Annotated in this window: 21 protein-coding genes; 13 read left to right on the top strand and 8 right to left on the bottom strand. The window is 38.1% G+C overall.

What is annotated here, in order from left to right; all coding sequences use genetic code 11:
* Nucleotides 1-2: 2 nt before the first annotated feature.
* Both ilvB and ivbL read right to left on the bottom strand, forming a co-directional pair.
* Nucleotides 3-1,700: an acetolactate synthase large subunit gene (gene ilvB / locus SC428_RS13940; protein ID WP_070927581.1), complete on the bottom strand. Its 1,698-nt coding sequence runs from the start codon at nt 1,698-1,700 to the stop codon at nt 3-5.
* Nucleotides 1,701-1,805: 105 nt separating this feature from the next.
* The gene (ivbL, locus tag SC428_RS13935; RefSeq protein WP_154598840.1) at nt 1,806-1,895 is read right to left on the bottom strand and encodes an ilvB operon leader peptide IvbL; all 90 of its coding nucleotides are present in this window, start codon (nt 1,893-1,895) and stop codon (nt 1,806-1,808) included.
* 338 nt (nt 1,896-2,233) lie between these two features.
* On the opposite strand from ivbL, the gene SC428_RS13930 reads away from it, so the two are divergent.
* The gene (locus SC428_RS13930) at nt 2,234-3,400 is read left to right on the top strand and encodes an MFS transporter (RefSeq protein WP_318708153.1); all 1,167 of its coding nucleotides are present in this window, start codon (nt 2,234-2,236) and stop codon (nt 3,398-3,400) included.
* A 72-nt stretch (nt 3,401-3,472) separates the two neighbouring features.
* Here SC428_RS13930 and SC428_RS13925 read toward each other — a convergent pair whose 3' ends face one another.
* A complete protein-coding gene (locus SC428_RS13925) occupies nt 3,473-4,063 on the bottom strand; it encodes a TetR/AcrR family transcriptional regulator (RefSeq protein ID WP_070927577.1) in 591 nt (196 codons plus the stop codon).
* Nucleotides 4,064-4,145: 82 nt separating this feature from the next.
* On the opposite strand from SC428_RS13925, the gene SC428_RS13920 reads away from it, so the two are divergent.
* Nucleotides 4,146-4,793 carry a GNAT family N-acetyltransferase gene (locus tag SC428_RS13920; RefSeq protein WP_070927575.1) on the top strand — a complete coding sequence of 216 codons (648 nt, stop codon included), beginning with the start codon at nt 4,146-4,148 and terminating at the stop codon, nt 4,791-4,793.
* A gap of 368 nt (nt 4,794-5,161) precedes the next feature.
* Nucleotides 5,162-5,569, top strand: coding sequence for a helix-turn-helix domain-containing protein (locus SC428_RS13915; RefSeq protein WP_070927573.1), 408 nt, complete (start codon nt 5,162-5,164; stop codon nt 5,567-5,569).
* A 405-nt stretch (nt 5,570-5,974) separates the two neighbouring features.
* Here the strand turns inward: SC428_RS13915 and SC428_RS13910 are convergent, their stop codons facing one another.
* A complete protein-coding gene (locus SC428_RS13910; protein WP_140179013.1) occupies nt 5,975-6,493 on the bottom strand; it encodes a single-stranded DNA-binding protein in 519 nt (172 codons plus the stop codon).
* A 341-nt stretch (nt 6,494-6,834) separates the two neighbouring features.
* Here SC428_RS13910 and uvrA point away from each other — a divergent pair, with 341 nt between their 5' ends.
* A complete protein-coding gene (gene uvrA / locus SC428_RS13905) occupies nt 6,835-9,669 on the top strand; it encodes an excinuclease ABC subunit UvrA (RefSeq protein WP_070927203.1) in 2,835 nt (944 codons plus the stop codon).
* 86 nt (nt 9,670-9,755) lie between these two features.
* Here uvrA and SC428_RS13900 read toward each other — a convergent pair whose 3' ends face one another.
* The 3 genes from SC428_RS13900 to dnaB form a co-directional block, all read right to left on the bottom strand.
* Entirely contained in the window at nt 9,756-10,952 is a 1,197-nt protein-coding gene (locus SC428_RS13900; RefSeq protein ID WP_070927205.1) for an aromatic amino acid transaminase, read from the bottom strand.
* Between the two features lie 196 nt (nt 10,953-11,148).
* On the bottom strand, nt 11,149-12,231 hold the full coding sequence (gene alr, locus SC428_RS13895; protein WP_318708148.1) for an alanine racemase: 1,083 nt from the start codon (nt 12,229-12,231) through the stop codon (nt 11,149-11,151).
* Between the two features lie 252 nt (nt 12,232-12,483).
* Nucleotides 12,484-13,893, bottom strand: a complete 1,410-nt coding sequence (gene dnaB, locus SC428_RS13890; RefSeq protein WP_070927209.1) for a replicative DNA helicase — start codon at nt 13,891-13,893, stop codon at nt 12,484-12,486.
* 328 nt (nt 13,894-14,221) lie between these two features.
* Here dnaB and SC428_RS13885 point away from each other — a divergent pair, with 328 nt between their 5' ends.
* Entirely contained in the window at nt 14,222-15,205 is a 984-nt protein-coding gene (locus SC428_RS13885; RefSeq protein ID WP_318708147.1) for a quinone oxidoreductase, read from the top strand.
* A 44-nt stretch (nt 15,206-15,249) separates the two neighbouring features.
* Here SC428_RS13885 and dusA read toward each other — a convergent pair whose 3' ends face one another.
* Nucleotides 15,250-16,278 carry a tRNA dihydrouridine(20/20a) synthase DusA gene (gene dusA, locus SC428_RS13880; RefSeq protein WP_070927213.1) on the bottom strand — a complete coding sequence of 343 codons (1,029 nt, stop codon included), beginning with the start codon at nt 16,276-16,278 and terminating at the stop codon, nt 15,250-15,252.
* A 726-nt stretch (nt 16,279-17,004) separates the two neighbouring features.
* Here dusA and SC428_RS13875 point away from each other — a divergent pair.
* The 8 genes from SC428_RS13875 to SC428_RS13840 all read left to right on the top strand — a co-directional run bounded on the left by SC428_RS13875 (nt 17,005) and on the right by SC428_RS13840 (nt 23,689).
* Complete coding sequence (locus SC428_RS13875) at nt 17,005-17,283, top strand: helix-turn-helix domain-containing protein (RefSeq protein ID WP_070927215.1); 279 nt, start codon at nt 17,005-17,007, stop codon at nt 17,281-17,283.
* Between the two features lie 112 nt (nt 17,284-17,395).
* A complete protein-coding gene (locus SC428_RS13870) occupies nt 17,396-18,139 on the top strand; it encodes a type IV pilus major pilin (RefSeq protein ID WP_070927217.1) in 744 nt (247 codons plus the stop codon).
* An 80-nt stretch (nt 18,140-18,219) separates the two neighbouring features.
* On the top strand, nt 18,220-19,842 hold the full coding sequence (locus SC428_RS13865; RefSeq protein WP_140178919.1) for a type II secretion system protein: 1,623 nt from the start codon (nt 18,220-18,222) through the stop codon (nt 19,840-19,842).
* A 24-nt stretch (nt 19,843-19,866) separates the two neighbouring features.
* On the top strand, nt 19,867-20,301 hold the full coding sequence (locus SC428_RS13860) for a TcpQ domain-containing protein (protein ID WP_081335928.1): 435 nt from the start codon (nt 19,867-19,869) through the stop codon (nt 20,299-20,301).
* A 3-nt stretch (nt 20,302-20,304) separates the two neighbouring features.
* Nucleotides 20,305-21,810 (top strand): type II and III secretion system protein, encoded by a 1,506-nt coding sequence (locus tag SC428_RS13855; RefSeq protein ID WP_318708141.1) that lies wholly within the window; start codon nt 20,305-20,307, stop codon nt 21,808-21,810.
* Complete coding sequence (locus SC428_RS13850; protein ID WP_140178913.1) at nt 21,803-22,342, top strand: hypothetical protein; 540 nt, start codon at nt 21,803-21,805, stop codon at nt 22,340-22,342. The genes SC428_RS13855 and SC428_RS13850 overlap by 8 nt, the downstream gene beginning before the upstream one ends.
* Before the next feature lie 4 nt (nt 22,343-22,346).
* Nucleotides 22,347-23,171, top strand: coding sequence for a hypothetical protein (locus tag SC428_RS13845; protein ID WP_283126249.1), 825 nt, complete (start codon nt 22,347-22,349; stop codon nt 23,169-23,171).
* On the top strand, nt 23,159-23,689 hold the full coding sequence (locus tag SC428_RS13840; RefSeq protein ID WP_070927230.1) for a hypothetical protein: 531 nt from the start codon (nt 23,159-23,161) through the stop codon (nt 23,687-23,689). The genes SC428_RS13845 and SC428_RS13840 overlap by 13 nt, the downstream gene beginning before the upstream one ends.
* The last annotated feature ends 155 nt before the right edge of the window (nt 23,690-23,844 follow it).

Genomic DNA, 23,844 nt, shown 5'->3' with positions numbered 1-23,844 from the left:
AATTACGCTCCGATCATATCAATGTTAGCTGCACCTGGGGGAACCATTGGGTAAACTTTTTGGTTCACATCGATCAGGGCATGAATTAAGCAAGGACCTTTCGTGTTCATAATGGCTTCAAGCGCCATTTCAGGATCGGCTTCGGTATTAAGATCGCAGGTTTGCAAACCAAACCCCGCCGCTATCTTAATAAAGTCAGTTTGATATGGATAAGCGGCTGCATAAATGCGGTTGTCAAAAAACAGCTCCTGCTGCTGATAAACCATGCCTAGTGCTTGGTTATTCATCAAAACAATTTTAATATTCAATTGATGTTCAACTGCGGTAGCAAGCTCTTGAATATTCATCATTAAACTGCCATCACCTGAAAAACAAACGATCGTCTTATCTGGATTAGCTAAAGCCGCTCCAATTGCTGCGGGTAAGCCAAAGCCCATCGTGCCTAAACCACCAGAAGTCAGCCATTGGCGTGGGCGTGACAATGGATAAACCTGTGCAGCCCACATTTGGTGCTGCCCAACATCCGTAGTCACTATCGCTTCTTCACCCGCCGCTCTTGCCGCCGCTAAGACTAAGCCATAGTGAGTTAATGGATTATCTGCCTCACTTAAATTTAATGGATAGTTCTGCTTCAATTCATTAACACGAGTTATCCACTCTTCACGTTGATTTCGTTCAACCAATGGCAATAATAATTCAAGAATTTGTCCTGCGTCCGCATTTATCGCAATATCAGGGCGTTTGATTTTACTGATTTCCGCCTTATCAATATCAACGTGAATGATCTTCGCATTAGGGCAAAATTTTTCTGCTCGACCAATTGCGCGATCATCAAAACGTGCACCAATAACAATGAGTAAATCAGATTCTTCCATCACCATATTAGTACTACGAGCGGCGTGCATACCTAACATGCCTAAATAAAGCGGATGGCGCATAGGAAGCGTCCCCAACGCCATAAGTGTCATGGTGGTTGGCAATGAGGCTTTTTCAGCAAAAGCAACCGCTGTTTCAGTCGATTCAGAACTAATCACCCCACCGCCAAAATAGAGAACAGGTCGCTTGGACTGATTAATCATTTCGGCTGCTTGCAGGACTTTTTCCATATCAAAACTAGGCGCTTTATCTTTTGCCTGAATTTCAGGTAATGCTTCAAGCTCAATGGTTGCTGTTTGTACATCTTTAGGGATATCAATCCAAACCGGCCCCGGACGTCCTGATTCTGCAATACGAAATGCATCGCAAATGACTTGTGGCAACTCATTGATATCACGAACTAAATAGTTATGTTTAGTGACTGGAATCGAAATACCATAGGTATCGACTTCCTGAAATGCATCCGTCCCAATCATTGAAGAGGGTACTTGCCCTGTTATACAAACCAATGGGATAGAATCGAGCTTAGCATCAGCAATAGCGGTCACAAGGTTAGTTGCTCCCGGACCACTGGAAGAGATACATACCGCAGCTTTACCCGTGGTACGCGCAATGCCTTGGGCAATAAAACCAGCACCTTGCTCGTGGCGAGCAAGAATATGGCGGATTTGTTTACTTTTCCCTAAAGCATCGTAAAAAGGCAGTGCAGCTCCACCGGGGATCCCCGATACAATGGTGATACCCTGTCTTTCCAACAGGTGAACTATCAGTTCAGCGCCTGTAAAACAGGTTTTGTTTGATGATGTTGCGCCCGACTTGCTCATAATTTTTATCCTTCACACTAGGCGGCGGATCCGAGCGGTTGGTCATAAAAAAACCCCGCTCGGTTCGCGCCGGCGGGGTTCTAAATCTGCGTTGATTTGTACCCGTTACGGCGCTAAGCCCACGACCACCACCACACGCACGACCACCGCAGCACGTGGCGCGGTAAGTAGTAGGTTTGAATGATGAAGAGTCATGTTCACGGGTTAATCCTATTAATCAATTCTGAGTTTAAATTATTAATCATTATTCTGTGTAAGTGCTTTTAAGAAAACACATCTAATTCATAATAACAATCATTTTTTCCAATTTTATATACCGCGAATGTAAAACGCGATCAATATCACATTAAACAAATACAAACGATTTATCTAATAATCTTCAATTATGAAATATTATTATCTAGTTAAAAATAGTATTTCTTCCCCCTTGACTTCAAGTCAACTTGAAGTTGTAAGATGCCAAACATCCAACGCCATCCACAATTGAAATGTAGCGGCAATATCAATTTATTTTCTTTATTTTAGAGGGTGTTATGCCAAAAAATGTTTGGTGGTTAACAATTGCATTAGCGCTATTTACCACGGGAAATGCCATTGTGCTTTCTACTGCCGTTGTCATTGGTGAATCGCTTTCGTCAGATCCGAGTTATTCGACAATACCGTTATTGAGTCAATATATTGGTCTGATTATGGCGACGATCCCCATTGCCTATTTCATGCAGAAATATTCTAGAAAATTTGGCTTTATCTTTGGCAATATTGCTGGAATGATTGGTGCGATTTTATCCATCTTAGGAATTATTTATCACAACTTAATTCTTTTCTCGATTGGCTTATTTTTTACTGGGGTCGCCATTGGTACGGCAAAACAATTTCGTTTTGCTGCACTTGAAGAAGCGCCTCAATATTTGCATGCTAAAGCAGTTGGTTTAGTTATGAGTGGCGGTATTGCCGCCGCTTTAATTGGGCCAACACTTGCCGTAACAGCGCAGCGCTTTTTTTCCGCGTATCCATTTGCGGGTCCGTTTAGCGCATTAGTGGTTATCTACCTAATCGCCTTTGTGCTATTGCTCAATATCCCATTAAAGAAAACATCTCTGTACCAACAGGATAACACTGACCAAAAGCGTAACTATCAACAACTTTACTCACAGCCAATACTCAAATTAATTGCTGTTGTCAGTGCTGCTGGTTATGCATTAGTCGTATTTACTTTTGCTTCTATTCCACTTTCCATGAAACAACATGGTTTTTCATTTGCGTTGATCGCAATTGTATTTCAGTGCCATGTGCTGAGTATGTTTGCTCCTTCATTTTTTACAGGGCATCTAGTGCAAAAAATCGGTGCGAAAAAGATCCTCTCTTTGGGCATTTTATTACTGATGTTATCTGCCACAATGAATCTTCTTGGCACTGATTTTTATAATTATCTACTGTCAGGTATTTGTGTTGGCCTTGCATGGAATTTAATTTTAATTAGCACTACCAGCCTATTACCTCATAGCTATCAAGCTCATGAACGAGGCAAAGTGCAAGGTATGACAGATTTCCTGATTTACTCTTTTGGCGCAATAGGCAGCCTTGGCGCAGGAGTATTATTCTTCTCACTTGGCTGGCAACTTATGAATATCGTAACGGTTATCGCAGCTCTGATGATCTTTGTAACCTATCTATCATTAAAAAAATATCTTCCACATTAGAGGTAGGCATATCACCTACCACAATGTTCTTAAATACTGGTTCTTAAATCATTGCTCTTTAACAATCGAGTTTTACGTTGATAGTGTTTTCTTAATCATAAAAATAAAAGCATCAAGACTTTTTTGCCAGTTAAATTCGGGATCCATTAATTCACGACCGATTGTTCCATCGGCTGTTGTCATTAGCCAAGATGCGGTATTCTCCGGGTGTAGCTGGAGGTCTATTTCCCCCTTGTTTCGCCCCTCAATAATTAATGCTGTCAGCTTATCCCGCAGTTTTTTATCGTTTTCAACAAAAATACGGTTAATCTCAGGATTGCGACTAGCTTCAGCGAAAATTTCGATACTAATTCGCGCATAGTCAGGATCGTTATATAGCTCGATCAATCTTGTCATCATTAAGATCACGGATTCAATAGATGAACTAGCTTCTTCAACTGAATTTAAGATCTGCTCAAAATAAAGCTGATCTTCTATGGCAATAGCTTCGATAATGGCATATTTGGTTGGGTAATAATGAAATAAATTCCCAGGGCTCATTCCAGCGGCTTTACATATTTCAGCAGTTGATGTTGCATGAAAGCCTTTTTCAATAAAGCAGCTAATCGCAGCATCAATAATTTGTTTTTTCTTTGCTTTTTGCCTTTCGGTCTGAGCCGACATAGATTTCTCCCAAAAACACTGGACATAAAAAACTAGACTGATTACTCTATCTATAATTAGTTAACCGTGACAAGGCCAACCTATGCTAATTGAAAAGCAAAATTTTAGCTTAGACTTACTCAATATCGAGCCTTTATCTAGTGAGTCAATCTTAGCATCATCGGCGCTCTTTTTTCAGTCCTTTAAAAGCAAATTTGTGATGTTAAAAAAATCAGAAAATACCACTTTGCAAGCGCTGATCGATGATATCTGGAAAATCCAATTTACTGATAAATCAGAAAGGCAATTCATAGTGAAATATCAAAACAACGTCGTCGCAGCTTTTGGTATCTCTCTTTCTGGACAATCAGAAAAGTTGCCACGAATGCCCATCAATGACGTCATTAGATTGGTGAAAAAATATGGTTTATTGACATTTTTAAAAGCACAATGGGTGTATTCATTACTTAAATACACACCTGAAAATGATGAGGCTCATATTGCCTATATTGGGGTTGATACACGGTTTCAAGGGAAAGGCATCGGGAAATTTATCCTAGCTTGGATAAATCACTATGCCAAGCTCAATACACCAGCAAAAAGAGTTTCATTGTATGTGGCTGAATCTAATCTTGGGGCTAAAAGACTCTACGAGCAGGTAGGATTTCAAGAAGATGAGTATGAAAAATCAGCCATCACAAAATTTGCTATGGGTATTAACGGCTGGTTTTATATGAACTGTAATCTTTAAAGATTTTACTATCTACAGCTAACCCTATGAATCAAAAAACTATGGGCACATTTAGCTTGAATTTAATAATGTTATCCGCTGCGTTACAAAAATAGCGTGAGTTATATTAATTACTCTCCCTACAAAAGAGAATTATTATTTATCAATTTAGCAATAAAGTTACAGATAATGCTGGAATTAGAATATTAAAAGAAAAATTTTTCGATAAATAGCTAAATACAGTAAATGCCGATGTAATCACTATTTTTCATAGTAGAAATCACTTTATTGCTCAACAACAATCGGCATTGTAGTTTGTTTAATCTTTATTTATTTAAAACCGACTAAATGGAGGCTATGCTTATAATCTAACAAGCAGGAAAATCATTATGTATAACAAATTATCCATCTCATCTAACAACAGATATACTCAATTCCAGTCTACTGTCGTTTCCGATATTATTGTTTGGATAGAAGAAAATCTTACCAACCGATTATTATTAGATGATATTGCACAGCATGCTGGGTATACAAAATGGCACTTACAGCGGGTATTCCGTAAAGTTGTAGGTATACCCTTAGGGGAATATATTCGTCGTAGAAGGATCAGTGAAGCAGCAAAAGACCTACGAACAACAGACATGCAAGTAATTGATATAGCATTAAAATACCAATTCGATTCACAGCAATCATTCGCAAAAAGATTTAGAGCGTATTTAGGAACGTCACCTTCTTTATACCGTCTTGCTGATATTTGTGATAATGACCTTCCGCTGTTAGAACCACAGGTAGCTTAATCAGCTAATATGAAAAAATATCGAAATTTAAAATATAACCGTATAACCCTCTAATAAGCTCCACATCTTAAGCGATTGGAGCTTTATTTTTTGGTAAAAAACAAAAATACCCGCTTTATATTTCGTTACACTATTAATTAAATCAATCTTAATAAAGTCTTAAGGTTTTTATTCATAAATAAAGTTATTATTGAAGTAATGCCTAAAGTTATTTTTATATTTAACACCAGCTCAAAATTAAATATTAAATTAATCGATAAAAAATATCATAAATTGATTAATCAATTTAAATACCATTTATACTTTCACTTCTAAAATTGTTTTTCTAAAGTTAAATCTTTGCTTATATAAAACAAAAAACCCCGATAAACGGGGCTTTTTCAGAATAGCTCTTAATAGCCACTCTTAGAACGGAATATCGTCATCGAAATCCATTGGTGGTTCACTACTTTGTGGAGCTGGAGCTTGTGAACGTGCTGGAGCCCCGCCGCCACTGAATTGCTGAGCTGCTGCTGGTTGCTGAGGTTGACCCCAACCACCTTGACCACCTTGGCTTTGACCTGATGAATCACCGCCACGGCCTCCTAACATTTGCATTGAACCGCCAATATTAACAACCACTTCTGTGGTGTAACGATCTTGACCACTTTGATCTTGCCACTTACGTGTTTGCAAAGAACCTTCAATGTAAACTTGTGAGCCTTTTTTCAGATATTCGCCCGCAACTTCAGCTAATTTTCCGAAAATCACTACACGGTGCCATTCGGTTTTTTCACGCATTTCACCGGTTTGCTTATCGCGCCAGCTTTCAGAAGTTGCCAGAGTTAGGTTTGCCACAGCACCGCCGTTAGGCATGTAACGGATTTCAGGATCTTGCCCCAAGTTACCGATAAGAATTACTTTATTTACGCCTCTGCTGGCCATTTAATTACTCCTGATGCATTAAATTTAATCTCTGTATTAATCGTGAAGTTTAGCACGACCTATCCTCTATTGCATACGCATTACTGATGAAAATAACAGTGGGTTAATCAAAATGCGAGCCGCTTTGTAATTATATTCGCCATCTTTCGAGTTGACTGCGTTCATTCACTACTCATCACATTTATCTATGTTCCTAGCGCCCTATTCCATACCACCTAGTTACACCTCGAATTATTTAAGTTGTATCATTTTAATAATATACTGTATATCCATTCAGTTTAAGTTGTGCGATAATGATCCACTTATGATTGTTCACTATCAAATCATCCGGGAAGTGGTAAATGGATAATATCGAAGTACGCGGTGCCCGCACTCATAATCTGAAAAACATCAATCTCATCATCCCCCGAGACAAGCTGATAGTTATTACTGGGTTGTCTGGTTCTGGGAAATCTTCATTAGCCTTTGATACGCTATATGCAGAAGGCCAACGGCGTTATGTTGAGTCTCTATCAGCCTATGCAAGGCAATTTCTTTCTTTGATGGAAAAACCTGATGTTGACCATATCGAAGGTCTATCACCAGCGATTTCGATTGAGCAAAAATCAACCTCCCACAACCCGAGATCAACAGTAGGAACAATCACTGAGATCCACGATTATCTACGTTTGTTATTTGCCCGAGTGGGTGAGCCTCGCTGCCCAGATCATGACATCCCATTAGCGGCACAAACCGTCAGCCAAATGGTCGACAACGTGTTAGCTCAACCGGCAGAGCGCCGAATGATGTTACTTGCACCTGTGGTGAAAGATCGTAAAGGTGAACACGTAAAATTATTAGATAATCTCGCCACACAGGGCTATATCCGTGCACGTATCGATGGTGAGGTGTGCGACCTCTCCGATCCGCCAACGCTCGAACTACAAAAGAAACATACTATTGAAGTCGTTATTGATCGCTTTAAGATCCGTGATGATATTGCTCAGCGTTTGGCTGAGTCATTTGAAACCGCGTTAGAGTTATCCGGCGGTACCGCAATTGTTGCAGATATGGATGATCCTAAAGCTGAAGAATTAATTTTCTCGGCTAACTTCGCTTGCCCAGTCTGTGGTTATAGCATGGTTGAATTAGAGCCGCGCCTGTTCTCATTTAATAACCCAGCAGGTGCCTGCCCAAGCTGTGATGGTCTTGGTGTACAACAATTCTTTGATCCCGAAAGAGTGATCCAAAATACCGAGATTTCATTAGCCGGTGGCGCGATCCGTGGTTGGGATCGTCGTAATTTTTATTACTTCCAGATGCTACAGTCTCTTGCTGAACATTATAAATTTGATGTTGAAGCACCTTATGATTCACTCAGCCCAGCGATTCAAAAAATTATTCTCTATGGATCTGGGAAAGAAAGCATTGAGTTTAAATATCGTAACGATCGCGGCGATATCACAGTGCGTCACCATCCTTTTGAAGGCGTACTCAATAATATGGAGCGTCGTTATAAAGAAACGGAATCAACCGCAGTTCGCGAAGAATTAGCAAAATATATTAGCAATCGTCCTTGCGTGACATGTCACGGTACACGTTTACGTAAAGAGGCACGCTTTGTTTTCGTTGAAAATACGACACTACCAGAAATCGCCGACTACAGCATTGGTCACGCAATGGCGTTTTTCCAAAATCTTAAGCTAAGTGGGCAACGTGCGCAAATCGCAGAAAAAGTCCTAAAAGAGATTGGTGATCGACTGAAATTCTTAGTTAACGTGGGTCTCAACTACTTAACCCTATCACGTTCAGCAGATACTTTATCTGGAGGTGAGGCTCAACGTATCCGTCTTGCTAGCCAAATCGGTGCTGGTTTAGTTGGAGTCATGTATGTGCTGGATGAACCATCAATCGGTCTACATCAACGGGATAACGACCGTTTATTAGAAACCTTAATCCATCTACGCAACTTAGGTAATACCGTCATCGTGGTTGAACACGATGAAGATGCAATCCGTGCCGCAGATCATATTATTGATATTGGTCCCGGTGCGGGGGTACATGGCGGACAAATCGTCGCTCAAGGCACATTAGAAGATATTGTCTCTAACCCTGAATCATTGACTGGTAAATTCCTGAGTGGTGAACGCCGCATTGAGATCCCCGAAAAACGCATTCCAGTCAATAAAGACAAGATGCTGACCGTATTTGGGGCCAAAGGTAATAACCTGAAAAATGTGACCTTAAAACTACCAGTTGGTTTATTTACCTGTATCACAGGTGTTTCAGGTTCGGGGAAATCAACATTAATCAACGATACCTTGTTCCCAATTGCACAACGTCAATTGAATGGTGCTACCACAATCACACCAGCGCCTTACTTGGATGTTGAAGGTTTAGAGCATTTCGATAAAGTGATTGATATTGACCAAAGTCCAATTGGTCGTACGCCACGTTCCAACCCTGCAACTTATACAGGTGTATTTACACCAATTCGTGAGCTATTTGCTGGCGTACCTGAATCACGAACCCGTGGTTATAATCCAGGACGTTTTAGTTTTAACGTCAAAGGCGGGCGCTGTGAAGCATGCCAAGGTGATGGGGTGATCAAAGTTGAAATGCACTTCTTACCTGATGTCTATGTGCCTTGTGATCAATGTAAAGGTAAGCGTTATAATCGCGAAACTTTAGAAATCAAATATAAGGGCAAAAGCATTCATGAAGTCCTTGATATGACTATCGAAGAGGCACGTGATTTCTTTGATGCCGTACCTGCACTCGCCCGTAAACTGCAAACCTTAATGGATGTTGGACTGTCTTATATTCGCTTAGGGCAATCAGCGACTACACTCTCAGGTGGTGAAGCGCAACGCGTTAAATTAGCACGTGAGCTATCAAAACGTGGAACTGGGCAAACTATTTATATTCTTGATGAACCAACCACAGGGCTACATTTCGCTGATATTCAACAGTTACTTACCGTCTTGCACCAACTGCGTGATCAGGGTAACACCATTGTAGTTATTGAACACAACTTAGATGTGATCAAGACAGCCGACTGGATTGTTGATTTAGGCCCTGAAGGAGGAAGCGGTGGCGGAGAAATTCTGATTTCAGGTACTCCAGAAGAAGTCGCTGAATGCGAAAAATCACATACAGCACGTTTCTTAAAGCCTATCTTAACGCGTGGTTATTAATGATAATAACCAGTCTTTCGGATTGAGATAATAAAAAACGCAGGCTAAGCCTGCGTTTTTCTATCAATCAATTATCTACTGATTATTTATTCGCTTACCGCTGCAAAAGCTTCAACAATACGCTGAACATTATGGCGATTAACACCAGCCATGCATACACGACCCGTTCCAACTAAATAAACAGCAAATTCATCTTTTAGACGAGCAACTTGTTCTCTTGAAAAACCGGTGTAGCTGAACATACCGCGTTGTTTCAATAAGTGGTCAAAATTCTTTTCAGGTAGCGCCTTTTTCAGCTCGTTCACTAATACAGTACGCATTTCCAAAATACGTACACGCATTTCTTCTACTTCTTGTAACCATTGTGCTTTTTGCTCAGCATCCGTCAGCACTTGAGCCACAATTTTAGCCCCATTAGATGGAGGGCTAGAATATAAACGGCGTACACCCGCTTTCAATTGCCCTAATACACGGTCGCGTTCATCTTCATTTTCACAGATCACTGACAGGCCACCTGCTCGCTCACCATAAATACCAAAGATTTTAGAGAATGAGTTGCTAACAAATACAGGTAATCCTGCTTTGACCATTGTTCTGATCGCGTAAGCATCTTCATCGATCCCTTCTGCAAAACCTTGATATGCGATATCTAAGAATGGGATCAATTTTTGGGCTTTAGCGACTTTAGTCACCTCATCCCATTGTTCTGGAGTCAAATCAGACCCCGTTGGATTATGGCAGCAAGGGTGCATCAAAATAATGCTTTGTTCTGGCAACTGCTTAAATGTTGCTAGCATTTCCTCAAATTTTACCCCTTTGGTTTTTTCATCAAAGTAAGGGTAGTAGTGCACTTTTGTTCCTGCACCAGAGAAAATTGATGCGTGATTTTCCCATGTTGGGTCGCTGCACCATACTTCTGATTTGGGGAAATAGTGATGAAGGAAATCAGCGCCGAGTTTTAATGCGCCAGAGCCACCGATAGTCTGTACAGTTGCGATACGCTCTTGTGCAATTAAAGGACAATCCGCACCAAATAGCAGTTTTTGGATCTCTAAACGATAATCCTTCAAACCTTCCATTGGTAAATAGAGTGACGCGCTAGCAGGACGTTTATTGATTTCTGATTTTGCATGCCCAACCGTTTTTAGCTCTGGGGTTTTGCCTTCACCATCATAATATAGGCCAATGCTTAGATTGATTTTGTTATCACGGCTATCTTTATTAAACTCATCCATCAGCGATAAAATCGGATCGCCAGGGTAAGAATCAACATGTTTGTACACAGGTATCTCCCTAACTTCTTCTATTATATTGATTTGTTATACTTCAAGTTATTACACCTTTAGTTAAGGTATAATGACCGCGTTCAATCGCTATTTATCAAACTCTTTGTATGCCCTAGCAACTCATTCTCTTGTCACTTAGCTGCATCTTGAATTATTTATATTATTTTGTATTTTGAACATAACCCTTTGTTAGCTATTCGTCTAGATATTCCATAACGACACGTGAGGTTAATTTTGTAAGTAGCTCATAATTGATTATGCCTGTATATGCGGCAATTTCTTCAACAGGCAGAGCTTTACCCCATAAAATGACCTCATCCCCAACTTTATCGTTGGCATTTGGCCCTAAATCGACGGTGATCATATCCATGGAAACTCGTCCAACAATTGGCACTTTTCGACCATTGATCAGTACTGGTGTTCCTGATGGAGCGCTCCTTGGATAACCATCGCCATAGCCAATTGCGACCACACCAAGCTGAGTATCACGTTCACTGCACCATGTTGCGCCGTAGCCAACACATTGCCCTGCGGCATGTTTTCTGACCGCAATTAAGGTTGATTTAAGTGTCATCACGCTTTGCAAACCAAACTGTTCTGCGGATTTTCCCTCTTGAGGGGAGGCACCATACATGATGATCCCCGGCCTTACCCAGTCGTAGTGAGCTTCTGGCCATAATAAGATCCCTGCGGATGCCGCAATTGATTTTTCACCTGCTTTATTGGCAATAAATTGTTTAAAACAGTGTATTTGCTGGGTTGTTGTTGGCAGATCAGGCTCATCCGCCTGACAAAAGTGGCTAACAATATTAATGGGGAGTTTAACATTTTTGCAGCACTGTAAGCGTTGATAAAAGGCTTCTGCATCTTGGGGGAGTACACCTAAACGATGCATACCTGTATCAAGTTTCATCCATACCTTGATAGGCTTAGAAAGCGAGCTACTTTCTAGCATTTCAAGCTGCTCAACACAATGTATGACGGTATCGATTTGTTGCTCAACTAAATAAGTCAAATCAGCGCGTTCAAAAAAACCTTCCAATAATACGATCGGTGACTTAATTCCTTGTTCTCTTAATGCGATAGCTTCCTTAAGGCGGGCAACACCAAAGCCATCGACTAAATCTTCAACCGTACTACCTACTTCGGTTAATCCATGACCATAAGCGTTTGCTTTAACAATTGCAATGAGACGGCTGTGTGGCGCAAGTTCTCTTACTCGATGCAAATTGTGTCGCAGAGCGCGGCGGTTAATTAATGCGGTTGCCGCTTTCATATTTCCTCTTTTATTTATGTTCTATACGCTAATCAATATCAAAATTGACTCAGTAAGTTAGCGCTAAATGGTTCAAGTCACAGTGAGGTGAGTCTCAAGGAGACTATCGTATGCATGTACTGATAAAGACTCTAAATAATTCGAGTTGTAGCAAGGCGGCAAATAAAGCCAACCCCTAGGAGCATACAAAAGTATGTGGCTAAGGTTAGCGCATGAAAGCAACGCCGCTACAGCTTGAAGTATGACGAGTATTTATTCATCGTCGTATGCAGGCCCCGCATAATTATCAAACCGCGACCATTGACCATTAAATGTCAGTCGAACCGTACCAATTGGACCATTACGTTGCTTACCTAAAATAATTTCAGCAACCCCTTTCAATTCACTATTATCGTGATAAACCTCATCACGATAAATAAACATAATAAGGTCAGCATCCTGCTCGATAGAGCCTGATTCGCGTAAGTCAGAGTTCACAGGGCGTTTATCTGCACGCTGCTCTAAGCTTCGGTTAAGCTGTGACAAAGCAACGACCGGAACATTCAACTCTTTTGCCAATGCTTTCAATGAGCGTGAAATTTCTGCAATTTCTAAAGTACGGTTATCAGATAAAGCCGGTACTCTCATCAACTGCAAGTAGTCAATCATAATAAGACTTAGGCCGCCATGCTCACGATAAATACGTCGGGCACGGGAACGCACTTCTGTAGGGGTCAACCCCGAAGAATCATCAATATACATGTTACGTTTTTCAGAAAGGATCCCCATGGTGCTCGAAATACGCGCCCAATCCTCATCATCTAACTGACCAGTACGAATACGAGTTTGGTCTACACGTGATAAAGACGCTAACATACGCATCATGATTTGGTTACCGGGCATCTCCAAACTGAAAATAAGCACGGGTTTTTCTTCTGTCATGGCCGCGTTTTCACACAAGTTCATCGCAAAAGTGGTTTTCCCCATTGATGGACGAGCCGCAACAATAATTAAATCCGAACCTTGCAGGCCAGCGGTTTTCTTATCGAGATCTTGATAGCCAGTCGATACCCCTGTCACCCCATCATGAGGTTGTTGGTAGAGCTTTTCGATTTTTTCGATAGTTTCGGCCAAAATGGCTTCAATATCTTTTGGCCCTTCGTCTTTATTTGCGCGCGATTCGGCAATTTGGAAGACTTTTGTTTCCGCAAAATCGAGCAGATCCTCACTACTACGCCCCTGCGGATCATATCCTGCATCGGCAATTTCATTGGCGACAGAGATCATATCACGCACAACCGCACGTTCACGGACGATATCTGCATAAGCGTTGATGTTTGCCGCACTTGGCGTATTTTTAGATAATTCAGCGAGATAAGCAAACCCGCCAACACCATCTAATTCACCTTGCTGCTCAAGAGATTCAGATAATGTGATCAAATCGATAGGTTTGCCTTGCTCAAGTAAAGTCTGCATTTGAGCAAAAATAGTGCGGTGTGGACGGCTATAAAAATCGGCATGGGTCACACGCTCAGAAACGGTATCCCAGCGTTCGTTATCCAACATCAACCCCCCCAATACAGACTGTTCCGCTTCGATAGAATGAGGTGGAAGCTTTAAGCCTTCCATCTGCGGATCGCGCGGTGCACTGTTCTTGTTTTCTGAAGGGTATTTTTTAGCCATACTTTATGATCCACATCTATTATTAACTAGCGCATTAGTATACGCCAAACTTGTTATTGAAGGGGGTCTTTCTTTGACTTTAGTTAGCTGAATTTTTAGATCCTATTTATTTGCTGTACAACCCTACATTCATATCACCAAAACATAGCGTTATTGTCGAGTCATTGATATGGTGGATATACTCATTATGCTTCAAGTTGTGGTGCTTTTCGTTAAGGTATAACTAGTCACCTACTTATGTAGGCTCTCAACGATTCATTCACTTGTCATCTAACCGCACCTTGAAATATTTAGAGTATAAAACAGACTGTTCCTATCGGAGATGATCATGGTAAAACGTATTGAATTTGTACAACACGGTGGCCCTGAAGTTTTAAATTACACCGATTTTGACCTAAAAGAACCCGCCGATAACGAAATTCAGATAGAAAACCATGCCATAGGGATTAACTATATTGATACCTATGTGCGTAGTGGTTTATACCCTGTAGCCAGTTTACCTTCAGGCTTAGGAACTGAAGCCGCAGGTGTTGTTGTAAGAACTGGCTTTCAGGTGACAGGCTTTCGGCCTGGAGATCGCGTTATGTACGCTCAAGGGCCGTTGGGAGCATATAGTGAAGTGCATAATGTGCCGCAACATGCTGTCGCTCACCTTCCTGATGGAATTTCATTCCAGCAAGCCGCAGCTTGTGGCCTAAAAGGGATGACCGTTTACTATCTCCTAAACCAAACTTATCAAATTAAACGCGATGAAATTTTCCTATTTCACGCAGCAGCAGGCGGTGTGGGCTTAATTGCTTGTCAATGGGCGAAAGCTCTCGGCGCAAAAATGATAGGTACTGTTGGTAGCGACGAAAAAGCTCAGCGCGCAAAAGCCGCTGGTGCATGGGAAGTCATTAATTATCAGACTGAAGATATTGCTGAGCGCGTTAAGGAACTAACCCAAGGCGAGAAAGTTAACGTCGTTTATGACTCTGTTGGTCAATCTACTTGGATTGCTTCACTGGACTCATTAAAACGTCGCGGTTTGATGGTGAGTTTTGGTAATGCCTCTGGCCCTGTAACTGGGGTTAATTTAGGTATTCTAAATCAAAAAGGCGGCCTGTACGTCACTCGCCCATCATTGGGTGTATATGTTTCCGATCGCGCGGAGCTGGATCAAGCAAGCAAGGCACTATTTGATATGATTTTAAGCGGCAAACTTAATGTCAATGTGCCAGAGCAACAAATATTCGCACTTAAAGATGTGCAAACCGCTCACCGCACACTGGAATCACGAAAAACACAAGGCTCTAGCCTACTAATACCATAATCAGCAATGTGGGTGTCAACAACCTTATTGGCACCCAATCAACACTATTCCCCGCGAGTCACTAGCGCAAGAGCGTGCTCAACCACGGCTAAATCTGCCCCTTTCTTATGTGCATTTTCACTCAAATAACGCCGCCATTGACGAGCGCCGGGGATCCCTTGAAATATGCCTAACATATGACGAGTGATATGTCCAAGATAGGCTCCTTGCGATAATTCTTTCTCTATATAAGGAAACATTTGTCGCACTGCTTCAACAGCATCAACGACAGGTAATTGATTATCAAATAATTGATTATCTACAGCAGTTAAAATCGATGGATTTTGATAAGCTTCACGCCCCACCATCACGCCGTCAAGGTACTGCAAATGTTCTTGTGCTTCCTCAAGCGTTTTAATGCCACCATTAATAGCCATGGTTAAATGTGGGAAATCGCGTTTCAGTTGATAAACGCGTGGATAATCTAGCGGTGGAATTTCACGATTTTCTTTCGGGCTAAGGCCGGATAGCCATGCTTTGCGTGCATGGATAATAAACATTTCACATCCGCCTTTAATTGAAACCGTATCAATAAAATCACACAGAAATTGATAGCTATCTTGCTCATCAATACCAATACGTGTTTTCACCGTAACGGGGATCGAAACCACATCTTGCATCGCTTTGATACAATCTGCGACTAATTGAGCATCAGCCATTAAACAAGCACCAAAGCGACCATTTTGTACACGATCAGACGGGCAGCCTACATTCAGATTGATTTCATTGTAGCCACGTTGTTCAGCTAATTTCGCGCATTGTGCTAATGCAATGGGATCACTTCCCCCCAATTGCAATGCAACTGGTTGTTCTTGCTCACTAAAGGCAAGATAGTCCCCTTTACCATAAATAATCGCGCCAGTCGTTACCATCTCTGTATACAGCAAAGTATTTTTGCTGAGTAAGCGATGAAAATATCGACAATGACGGTCGGTCCAGTCCAACATAGGCGCAACCGAGAAGCGATTAAGATTACGGTAACCTTGCGCTGTAGTATGTTCAATACTGATTGAGTTTGGTGTTTGTTGTTGCATACTAATCTTTTGAGTTTTATTGATTTTTAGCTCTTTAGAAATAAAAAACGTAATCCAAGAACCAATTCAGTTGAGTATTGTAGCATAGACTTTGTGTCATCGTGACCATTCGTACTTTAATGACTATTTTGTATCATGTTAACCGGAGATTAAAGCAATCAAATGATTAGATTAAGCATTTATCGATTAATACATATACCTTAAATCAGGTAAATTAACGAGTAAGTGAACAATTACTTCATCCAAAATAATAAACAAGAGAGAAAATTCTTATCATATGAGTAATTTGAAGAAAATAACAACTATATAATATAGATACAATTCATATTTAATGTACATATTTAAGCATATATCTACGCTATAGAAATAAATTAAATTCTTATCTGAAGAGAACTTTGAAACAAAACCTTTCATAGCATTTTAATATATTTCTATTTTAGTGAATTCTGACCATAAATTATTACCCGTATACCAAGTATTCTTTTTCTAACTCAATAAATACACGTTAAAAATGTATTTCTATTTTCATTTAAAATCAACAATATAATAGAATAAAATTTCGTGATGAACTATAAAAATGGTTATTAATACATTTTTCATGATAGGTTTTCGCTTTTGTTTCGGACATTATCAATAGGTTACAATGGATTATCATTCGATGATATTATAATTCACATCAGGACAAGTTAATTATCCAATTACTACATAACGTATATGAGCAAAATTATGAGTACTAATAGATATAATGAAAATAACATTAATTATCTGATTGGTTGCTTTATTAGAAAAGCAAGGCGAGCAAGAGGAATGAGTGGTAAAGAGTTCTCACAAAAATTGAATATCAGCCATCAACAACTCTCTCGTTATGAAAGAGGCCTGACTAGCTTCACCCTTTGTAAACTTATCTTATTTCTAAGAGCTTTAGAAAAAAATATTAATGATTTACTCACCGAAATTCATTGGAATGAAAATAAAGACATATTACTTAATGTAGATTATCAGTAATCTCAAAAACCTTTTTATATTAAATTATATCTTTCTTAGTTTCTATATTTTTTATAGGTGCTTATTTCATCTATAAAAAATGTATATCTAAAATAAACAATAGGAGAAGTTGATGTTTAAGTTTTATCAAAACGCGCAAGTCGAAAAGAAATCACTAGTTCAAAAGTTAAAAGCACTCCATACGGCTAAAAACCAACGAGGCATGACATTACTTGAAATCATTATCGTCTTGGGGATCGTTGGTACTATTGCTGCTGGCGTTGTTGTACTGGCACAACGTGCATTTGATAGCCGTGCAATTTCAGAAGTTGTAAATAACACCAATACATTACGTGTTGCAATGAAAGATGCATACCAGCGTGCTCCTAGCTATCCAGTCTCAACAGGGGCTGCTGCGAGTTATGATATTGATACAATTAAAGATACGAGTGCATCGACTGAAGCTGTCGCGCGTCTTGTTCAATTAGGTAAAGCGAGTATCGATGAAGCGCTCAATGGTATATCGAATAACTTTATCAACATTGGAGCGGGAAAAACAGCAGATAACCAAGGTACTGAAGCAGGAAAATCTGGATTTAAAGGATTCGTTATAGAGATTAACGGCCTAACTCAAGATCAATGTCGTAGTATTCTTTCTCAAACTGGAAACCAGTGGGATTATGCTGCTGTAGGTGCAGATGCTCCAGCAGGCGCATATAGCGTAGAAGACGTTGTGGATATGACAACTGATGTTGATGCAACAAAAGGTATTCTTCGTTCTTTAGGTAAAGCAGGCAATGTAGCCCTAACGCCAGATTCAATCGCAGGGGTTTGTGTGGATGCACCAACTAACTCGGTAATTTTAGGTACTCGTTAATCATTAATCTTTAGTATCTAAGATTAATTTAAGATGAATATCTTATATTTTGGGTATTCATCTTATCATAGGATTATTTTATGAAGTTAAATCGTGGATTCACACTTCTAGAAATGATAATCGTTATTTCTATTATCGGTCTTGTCATGCTCGCTTCTGCTCATTATTTAAAAAAAATGGCAGACGAAAAAAAACGCCAAATAACAACTGATGGCATTGTATCTGAGATGTTCAATTTTAATCATTTTGTACAGAGCCATTATATTGAAATAGAAAATAATGAAACAGGAGAGTTAAATCAGATACTCAACCCGCTATACGATAAAAATAACAATTCGATTTATAGCAAAAGAAATACTAACAATGTAAATGGAAATATAAGTAAAGAGAATTATTTAAATTGGGCTTCTGAAAATAACCAAGAACAAGATAGAAGTTATTTTATTGATAAAAAATGTATAAAAAATACAACAGAAATATCCTCGGATATGAGTATGACTCAGGATTTTTTAAAATGTACATTGGATAGTAGTATAAAAACGAGTGAGTTTTCTCTAGAGCGTGTTGATTTGATTGGTAATGCAAACAATAGAGACATAACCCGAGTAGATTATTTTTTAACCTATACTCCGTTTGATGGGCAAAAAGAAGCGGCGGAATTCGAAACATACACAAGTAATTTTATTAATTCTTTCAATCAGAAAGTACTTGCATACGATCAAGCCAGTATCATCGAAAGAAACACAAAATCACCCGCAGACTGGGAATTAATGAAAATAGCGGGAACAGATGTAAGCTTACAGTTAGGCGAATCAATCACCCAGCTTAATCGGTTTAAAAAGAATAAAACATATGGTATCCGATTTAGCTTTTATATGAATGAAGGCGTTTATCTAAAATCTGATGGTTCCGTTAGTGCCGAAAAATTGTGTTGGAGTGAAAAAACTAAAGCACTCGGCCCTTGTTTAAAGCCATACAATACAGCTGATGATCAAAAAAATAAATTAGTACTCGTCAGCGGCGCCCTCGATAAAAATGAACAAGCGCCAGGACTATGCTGGAGTAAAAACGAAAACAAAATTGTTAGCTGCCTTGGTATGAAGAAAGAGAGTTCACTGGATGATCCTAGTTTATATTTAACTGAATTTTCCGAAGATGGAACTGAGAAAGCAGGAACATTAATAGCAAAAGTGATCACCGAAAATCAGTATTTAAATAAATCAAAACAAACAGGAAAATATGAGTATGTGGATGAATATCGTACTCCTGTAGAAATTGTTTATTTAGATTTTACGGGGCAACGCCCCCCCGTTGAAACAAGTTATGAGGCTGACCCATTTGGAGATGAGGACAATATTGTTTTTAAACAACAAGAATGCCCTATTCATCCGAAAGACAAAAGTAAAAAGTTATATCCAAGACTAGCGGCATCGATCTCTTCCATTGTCGCAATTCAAGACAGTAGTGGAAAATTTGAAGGAGTAGATTTAAGTACACCATCGCAATCAAGAAAAAATACGAGATTAGAGAATCAAGGTGTAATGGGTAATATCATTATCCAAGTTAATAAAAATAATGAAAATTGGGTTATCTCCGCATCAACATCAGCGAGTAATGGTAAAGACATTAATAATTACATCAGCCCAAAATCATTATCCATTATTGCAATGATGTGGTGTAGCTCTATGCCTCAAGATGATTAATATATATTTTTATATGAGAACAATATGAACAAGAAGATAATAGGCTGCTTTATTATTTTATCGTGGATCCCACTAGGAAATACTGAAGAATTGCTAACAATAGAAAACCCTAAATCAAGCCTGTTTTCTAAAAATGACACTATAAATTTAAATGAACCTAAAGATAATAAATTACTATTTAGTGATGAAAATACAAAACCAGTAAAAGTGACACCTGATCTTTTTCTTAAAGAAAATAACCTCCTCAGCCAACAAATAGAGATATGGGCTGAACCTAAAGGGTATAAGCTATTATGGAAGGCTCAGCGTGACTATCTTATTTTTAAAGATATATATATACATGGCAAAGATAATATAGAAGTACTTAGCCACCTAGGTGATCTTCTCGCCTCTCAAAATTATAATTTAAACATAAAATTTTATAAAAGAAATAACGTACTCGTTGTTGATGAGAATTAAAAAATGAATAAATCACTAATTTTATTTTGCATCGTATTGCTACAGGGATGTAGCTCATTTTATACTGAGAAATATAGCAAAAATAATTTATTTCAGTTTGATGATAAAATTAAAGGCATCAATCAGGCAAAGCAAAAACCATTTTCTCAATATGATGAACCCTATTTAGGTGAGGAAGTTAACTATACACCGGAACAAAAGCGTGTACTAGAGCAACCAGTCAATATCGATAGTTTTTCACCGGTAGACATTAGTGTCGTCCTTAATATGCTAGCAGAACAAACAGGGCTAACCTATAAGCTATTAACAGAAATTAATAGTGATGGTAATACAGAACAAAATGTGAGTTATAATGATGATATGTACTCTAACAATACTCAAGATACACATCGAATAAAATTCGATGGAAAATTATCAGATTTTATCTCTTACATTTCAAATCTTTACGATATCAATATAGAGTTAAATAATGAAAATATATTGCAAGCTAGCAAATATAAAAATTACGCTATAAAATTAGATTTTTATGGTCAAGATAGCCAATATGAAACGAGCTTAAATGTCAGTTCCAATGAAGGAACTTCTGGTTCAGGGTTTTCTGGTAGCTCTACGACTAAGTTCACCTCCTCATTTTGGAGTGATATTGAAAAACTTGATTCAAACAATATATCAAGTGGAATTTATACTATATTTAAGGATGCTTCGATATTAACATTCACAGGAAAAAATTCAGAATATCGAACACTAAAATCAATTGTTGATGAATATCAAAAATCAAATGCAAAACAGTTTGTTGTAAGCTATAAGATATATGTTTTAGATAAAACAAAAGTTGACAAAATAGGTTCAGAACTAGGATTTCAATTTAGTAAAAGTGGTACAACAATTGGTCTTAATAACGGAATGCTCGATCGACTAGCTGGAGATATTAACATCTCATCTAATTTTAGTGGCGGAGAAAACCCCAAATTTAAATTAGGCGCTCAGCTTGATGCACTATATTCTTTAACAGGAAAAGAAATATTACAAAGTGGAACTTTTATAACTAAAAATAATATTCCGATCCCATTAAATATGACGACTTCACGTCATTATGTATCGGGCAGGTCTAAGGCGATCAGCACAAATTCAGATCTATTAGAAACACAAATTACGACTGATAAAGTCACTGTAGGAACGAGTTTTATTATCACTCCAAGGATCATGTCTGACGGAAATATCGAAGTTGTCAGTGGATTCACAAAAAGTACGCTAGATAGTATGAGTACCTTCGATGAAGGTGGTGATGAAGTGATGCTTCCCTCAGTGTCTTCTGTTGAGATGTTTAACACCTCTCTGATGCGTCCAGGTAGCATTGGTATAGTCAGTGAATTTGATGTTAATGAAATGGGTGATGATTCAAAGTTTGGTGTTTTTTCATTCCTTGTAAATAGTAATAACAAAAATAACACCACTGTCATGGTCATTGGTATTGATTACTATAACAGTAAACCTGGCTATTATGAATAATATAACTCTAAATACTCTTTTATCTAGTAACCTATTTATCAACAATACTTGGATTGATAAAAACAAAATAAATAATTTATGTCCTTCACAGAAAAATAAATTTAAGGTGAAGTGTAAAAGTTCTGATAATTACTGTTTAGTAACGTCAGGTATTAAACGCTATCAAATACTAGCTATCTATATTCAAGAAATTTATGGCGATGGAATTTATTATTGTCAAATAGATGATAAAAATTCTGAACTATTTTATTTTTTAATAATAAAAAATGGTAATGTAGCATGTGAAACAGACTGTATTATCAATAGAGAGATGCTGGATTTTTTACTTTCTGGTATTGATAGTTCTGCGTATAAAAATCTAATGGTAGTTGAACTTACAAAAACTCACTTTTCAAAAATAATCGATGAGTATGAGTTAATAAAGAGGATCTTTTCCAAAAAAAGGAAGCAATTATCAATTTTGATATCAGGGCTTTTTTTGATTTTTTCTCTTATATCTCTTTTTATCGCTGATTATCTTTTAAATGGATGATGATATGAACGAAATCATTAATAATTGGAAAGACTCAGTAAAAATAAAAAGGATATTAATTATTGCCATGGTCATTATTATCATTGCAATATCCCTTTGTTCTTACTTTTACTATAGTCATCATCAAGAGCAAGAGAAAATAAAAATAGCCAAAGAGCTTAAAATAAAGCAGGAGCAAGCTGGAAAAAAAGCCATTGAAAATTTTTATGAAAAGGCATTTGAAGGCGGAAGCATTGATAAATTAGTTGTATTATTAAACGAAATCAATCGTAGTCGAGTGAACATTGAACGTTCTGGTTTTACTGAATATGCATATCAATGTAACCAATCAGCTTGTAATTTTAATTATAAGCTACGGCAAGGAGCATTATTTTCTGTACAGGAAAAGATTTTTTACAAAGATCGCTACAAACCTTCTTTTTCAGCGGATGAATTATCCTATAACGAAGTGCTATCAAAATTAGATGGTAATAAAATAAAAAACAAATTTAATAATGAAGAGAAAATAACACCTCCTTCATGCAGTAATGTATTAAATTTTATTTATTCATATAATAGTTTACAAGATGATCCAAATGAAAAGATAATTATTACCTCATTGCCAACGTCATCAGTTAGCTCTCAAGAGGATACATACCCCAATTATCAATATAGTTATGGCTTTATGGTCGGAAATATCAGCCTAACACACAGTGATAATGCATTTAAAATGAAAACATTTTGGGAAAGAAAACCCTATAAAGATTATTTTTTGTTTGATAGCTTTCAGAAAACTTCAGAAATTAACAATATAATTCAATTAAATGGTAAATTCATATGCAAAAAATAACTAAAACATTATTTCTAACATTGATGATTTTCAATTCTACGCTCACAGCCTCTGAAGAGCTGAGTAACGCGGAACTAGAAGAAATCTATACCGCTAATGAAGATAATTCTGAAGGTAATCAAGTCTCCTTGGATCAAGAACAACTTTTAACTTATTTAGAAGATTCAATGGAATTTGAGACACAAAAGCTCAAATTAAAGAATCAGTTGGAAATAGAAAAATTAAAAAGTGAAATAGCTAAACTGAAAGATGAAAATAAAAGTTCAGATTCCCGATTTGAATCTGAAAATATTGATTATTATGATAACAATTCATATGAAAGTGAAAAAAACATACCTCAAAAAGAGACAAAACCAACACTTCTCCTCTCTTCAGATGTCGGAGGCATAACCACATTTGGTGTATCAGTGAATGGTAAATTAACATTCGTAAGACTCAATAAGGAATTCAAAGATAACTCAGGGAAAAAATATTATGTAAGAAGTCAAAATGGAAAATATGTTATACTAGGTAAATAAAGTGAAATCGATAAATCTAATTGATCACAGAGATGAGGATATGCCATTTTTTGACATGTCAGGATTTTACTTCTCTATTTTTGAGAATAACCTGATTTTAGCCAAAAAAGAAGACTCAACATATTTACTCTCTTACGATTTTGATATAAATAACT

Source organism: Providencia sp. 2023EL-00965, from assembly GCF_033550225.1.
In the GTDB taxonomy this organism is placed as follows: Bacteria; Pseudomonadota; Gammaproteobacteria; order Enterobacterales; family Enterobacteriaceae; genus Providencia; species Providencia manganoxydans.
This window is presented reverse-complemented; position numbering and strand designations above follow the sequence as displayed.

Excerpts from the sequence above, each read along its gene's own strand:
- dusA (WP_070927213.1), bottom strand. The coding sequence starts at position 16,278 with ATGCAACAACAAACACCAAACTCAATCAGTATTGAACATACTACAGCG.
- SC428_RS13855 (WP_318708141.1), top strand. The coding sequence starts at position 20,305 with ATGAATAAATCACTAATTTTATTTTGCATCGTATTGCTACAGGGATGT.
- SC428_RS13845 (WP_283126249.1), top strand. The coding sequence starts at position 22,347 with ATGAACGAAATCATTAATAATTGGAAAGACTCAGTAAAAATAAAAAGG.
- SC428_RS13850 (WP_140178913.1), top strand. The coding sequence starts at position 21,803 with ATGAATAATATAACTCTAAATACTCTTTTATCTAGTAACCTATTTATC.
- SC428_RS13875 (WP_070927215.1), top strand. The coding sequence starts at position 17,005 with ATGAGTACTAATAGATATAATGAAAATAACATTAATTATCTGATTGGT.
- SC428_RS13910 (WP_140179013.1), bottom strand. The coding sequence starts at position 6,493 with ATGGCCAGCAGAGGCGTAAATAAAGTAATTCTTATCGGTAACTTGGGG.
- ivbL (WP_154598840.1), bottom strand. The coding sequence starts at position 1,895 with ATGACTCTTCATCATTCAAACCTACTACTTACCGCGCCACGTGCTGCG.
- SC428_RS13860 (WP_081335928.1), top strand. The coding sequence starts at position 19,867 with ATGAACAAGAAGATAATAGGCTGCTTTATTATTTTATCGTGGATCCCA.
- ilvB (WP_070927581.1), bottom strand. The coding sequence starts at position 1,700 with ATGAGCAAGTCGGGCGCAACATCATCAAACAAAACCTGTTTTACAGGC.
- SC428_RS13920 (WP_070927575.1), top strand. The coding sequence starts at position 4,146 with ATGCTAATTGAAAAGCAAAATTTTAGCTTAGACTTACTCAATATCGAG.
- SC428_RS13840 (WP_070927230.1), top strand. The coding sequence starts at position 23,159 with ATGCAAAAAATAACTAAAACATTATTTCTAACATTGATGATTTTCAAT.
- SC428_RS13925 (WP_070927577.1), bottom strand. The coding sequence starts at position 4,063 with ATGTCGGCTCAGACCGAAAGGCAAAAAGCAAAGAAAAAACAAATTATT.
- alr (WP_318708148.1), bottom strand. The coding sequence starts at position 12,231 with ATGAAAGCGGCAACCGCATTAATTAACCGCCGCGCTCTGCGACACAAT.
- dnaB (WP_070927209.1), bottom strand. The coding sequence starts at position 13,893 with ATGGCTAAAAAATACCCTTCAGAAAACAAGAACAGTGCACCGCGCGAT.
- SC428_RS13915 (WP_070927573.1), top strand. The coding sequence starts at position 5,162 with ATGTATAACAAATTATCCATCTCATCTAACAACAGATATACTCAATTC.
- SC428_RS13865 (WP_140178919.1), top strand. The coding sequence starts at position 18,220 with ATGAAGTTAAATCGTGGATTCACACTTCTAGAAATGATAATCGTTATT.
- SC428_RS13870 (WP_070927217.1), top strand. The coding sequence starts at position 17,396 with ATGTTTAAGTTTTATCAAAACGCGCAAGTCGAAAAGAAATCACTAGTT.
- SC428_RS13885 (WP_318708147.1), top strand. The coding sequence starts at position 14,222 with ATGGTAAAACGTATTGAATTTGTACAACACGGTGGCCCTGAAGTTTTA.
- SC428_RS13930 (WP_318708153.1), top strand. The coding sequence starts at position 2,234 with ATGCCAAAAAATGTTTGGTGGTTAACAATTGCATTAGCGCTATTTACC.
- uvrA (WP_070927203.1), top strand. The coding sequence starts at position 6,835 with ATGGATAATATCGAAGTACGCGGTGCCCGCACTCATAATCTGAAAAAC.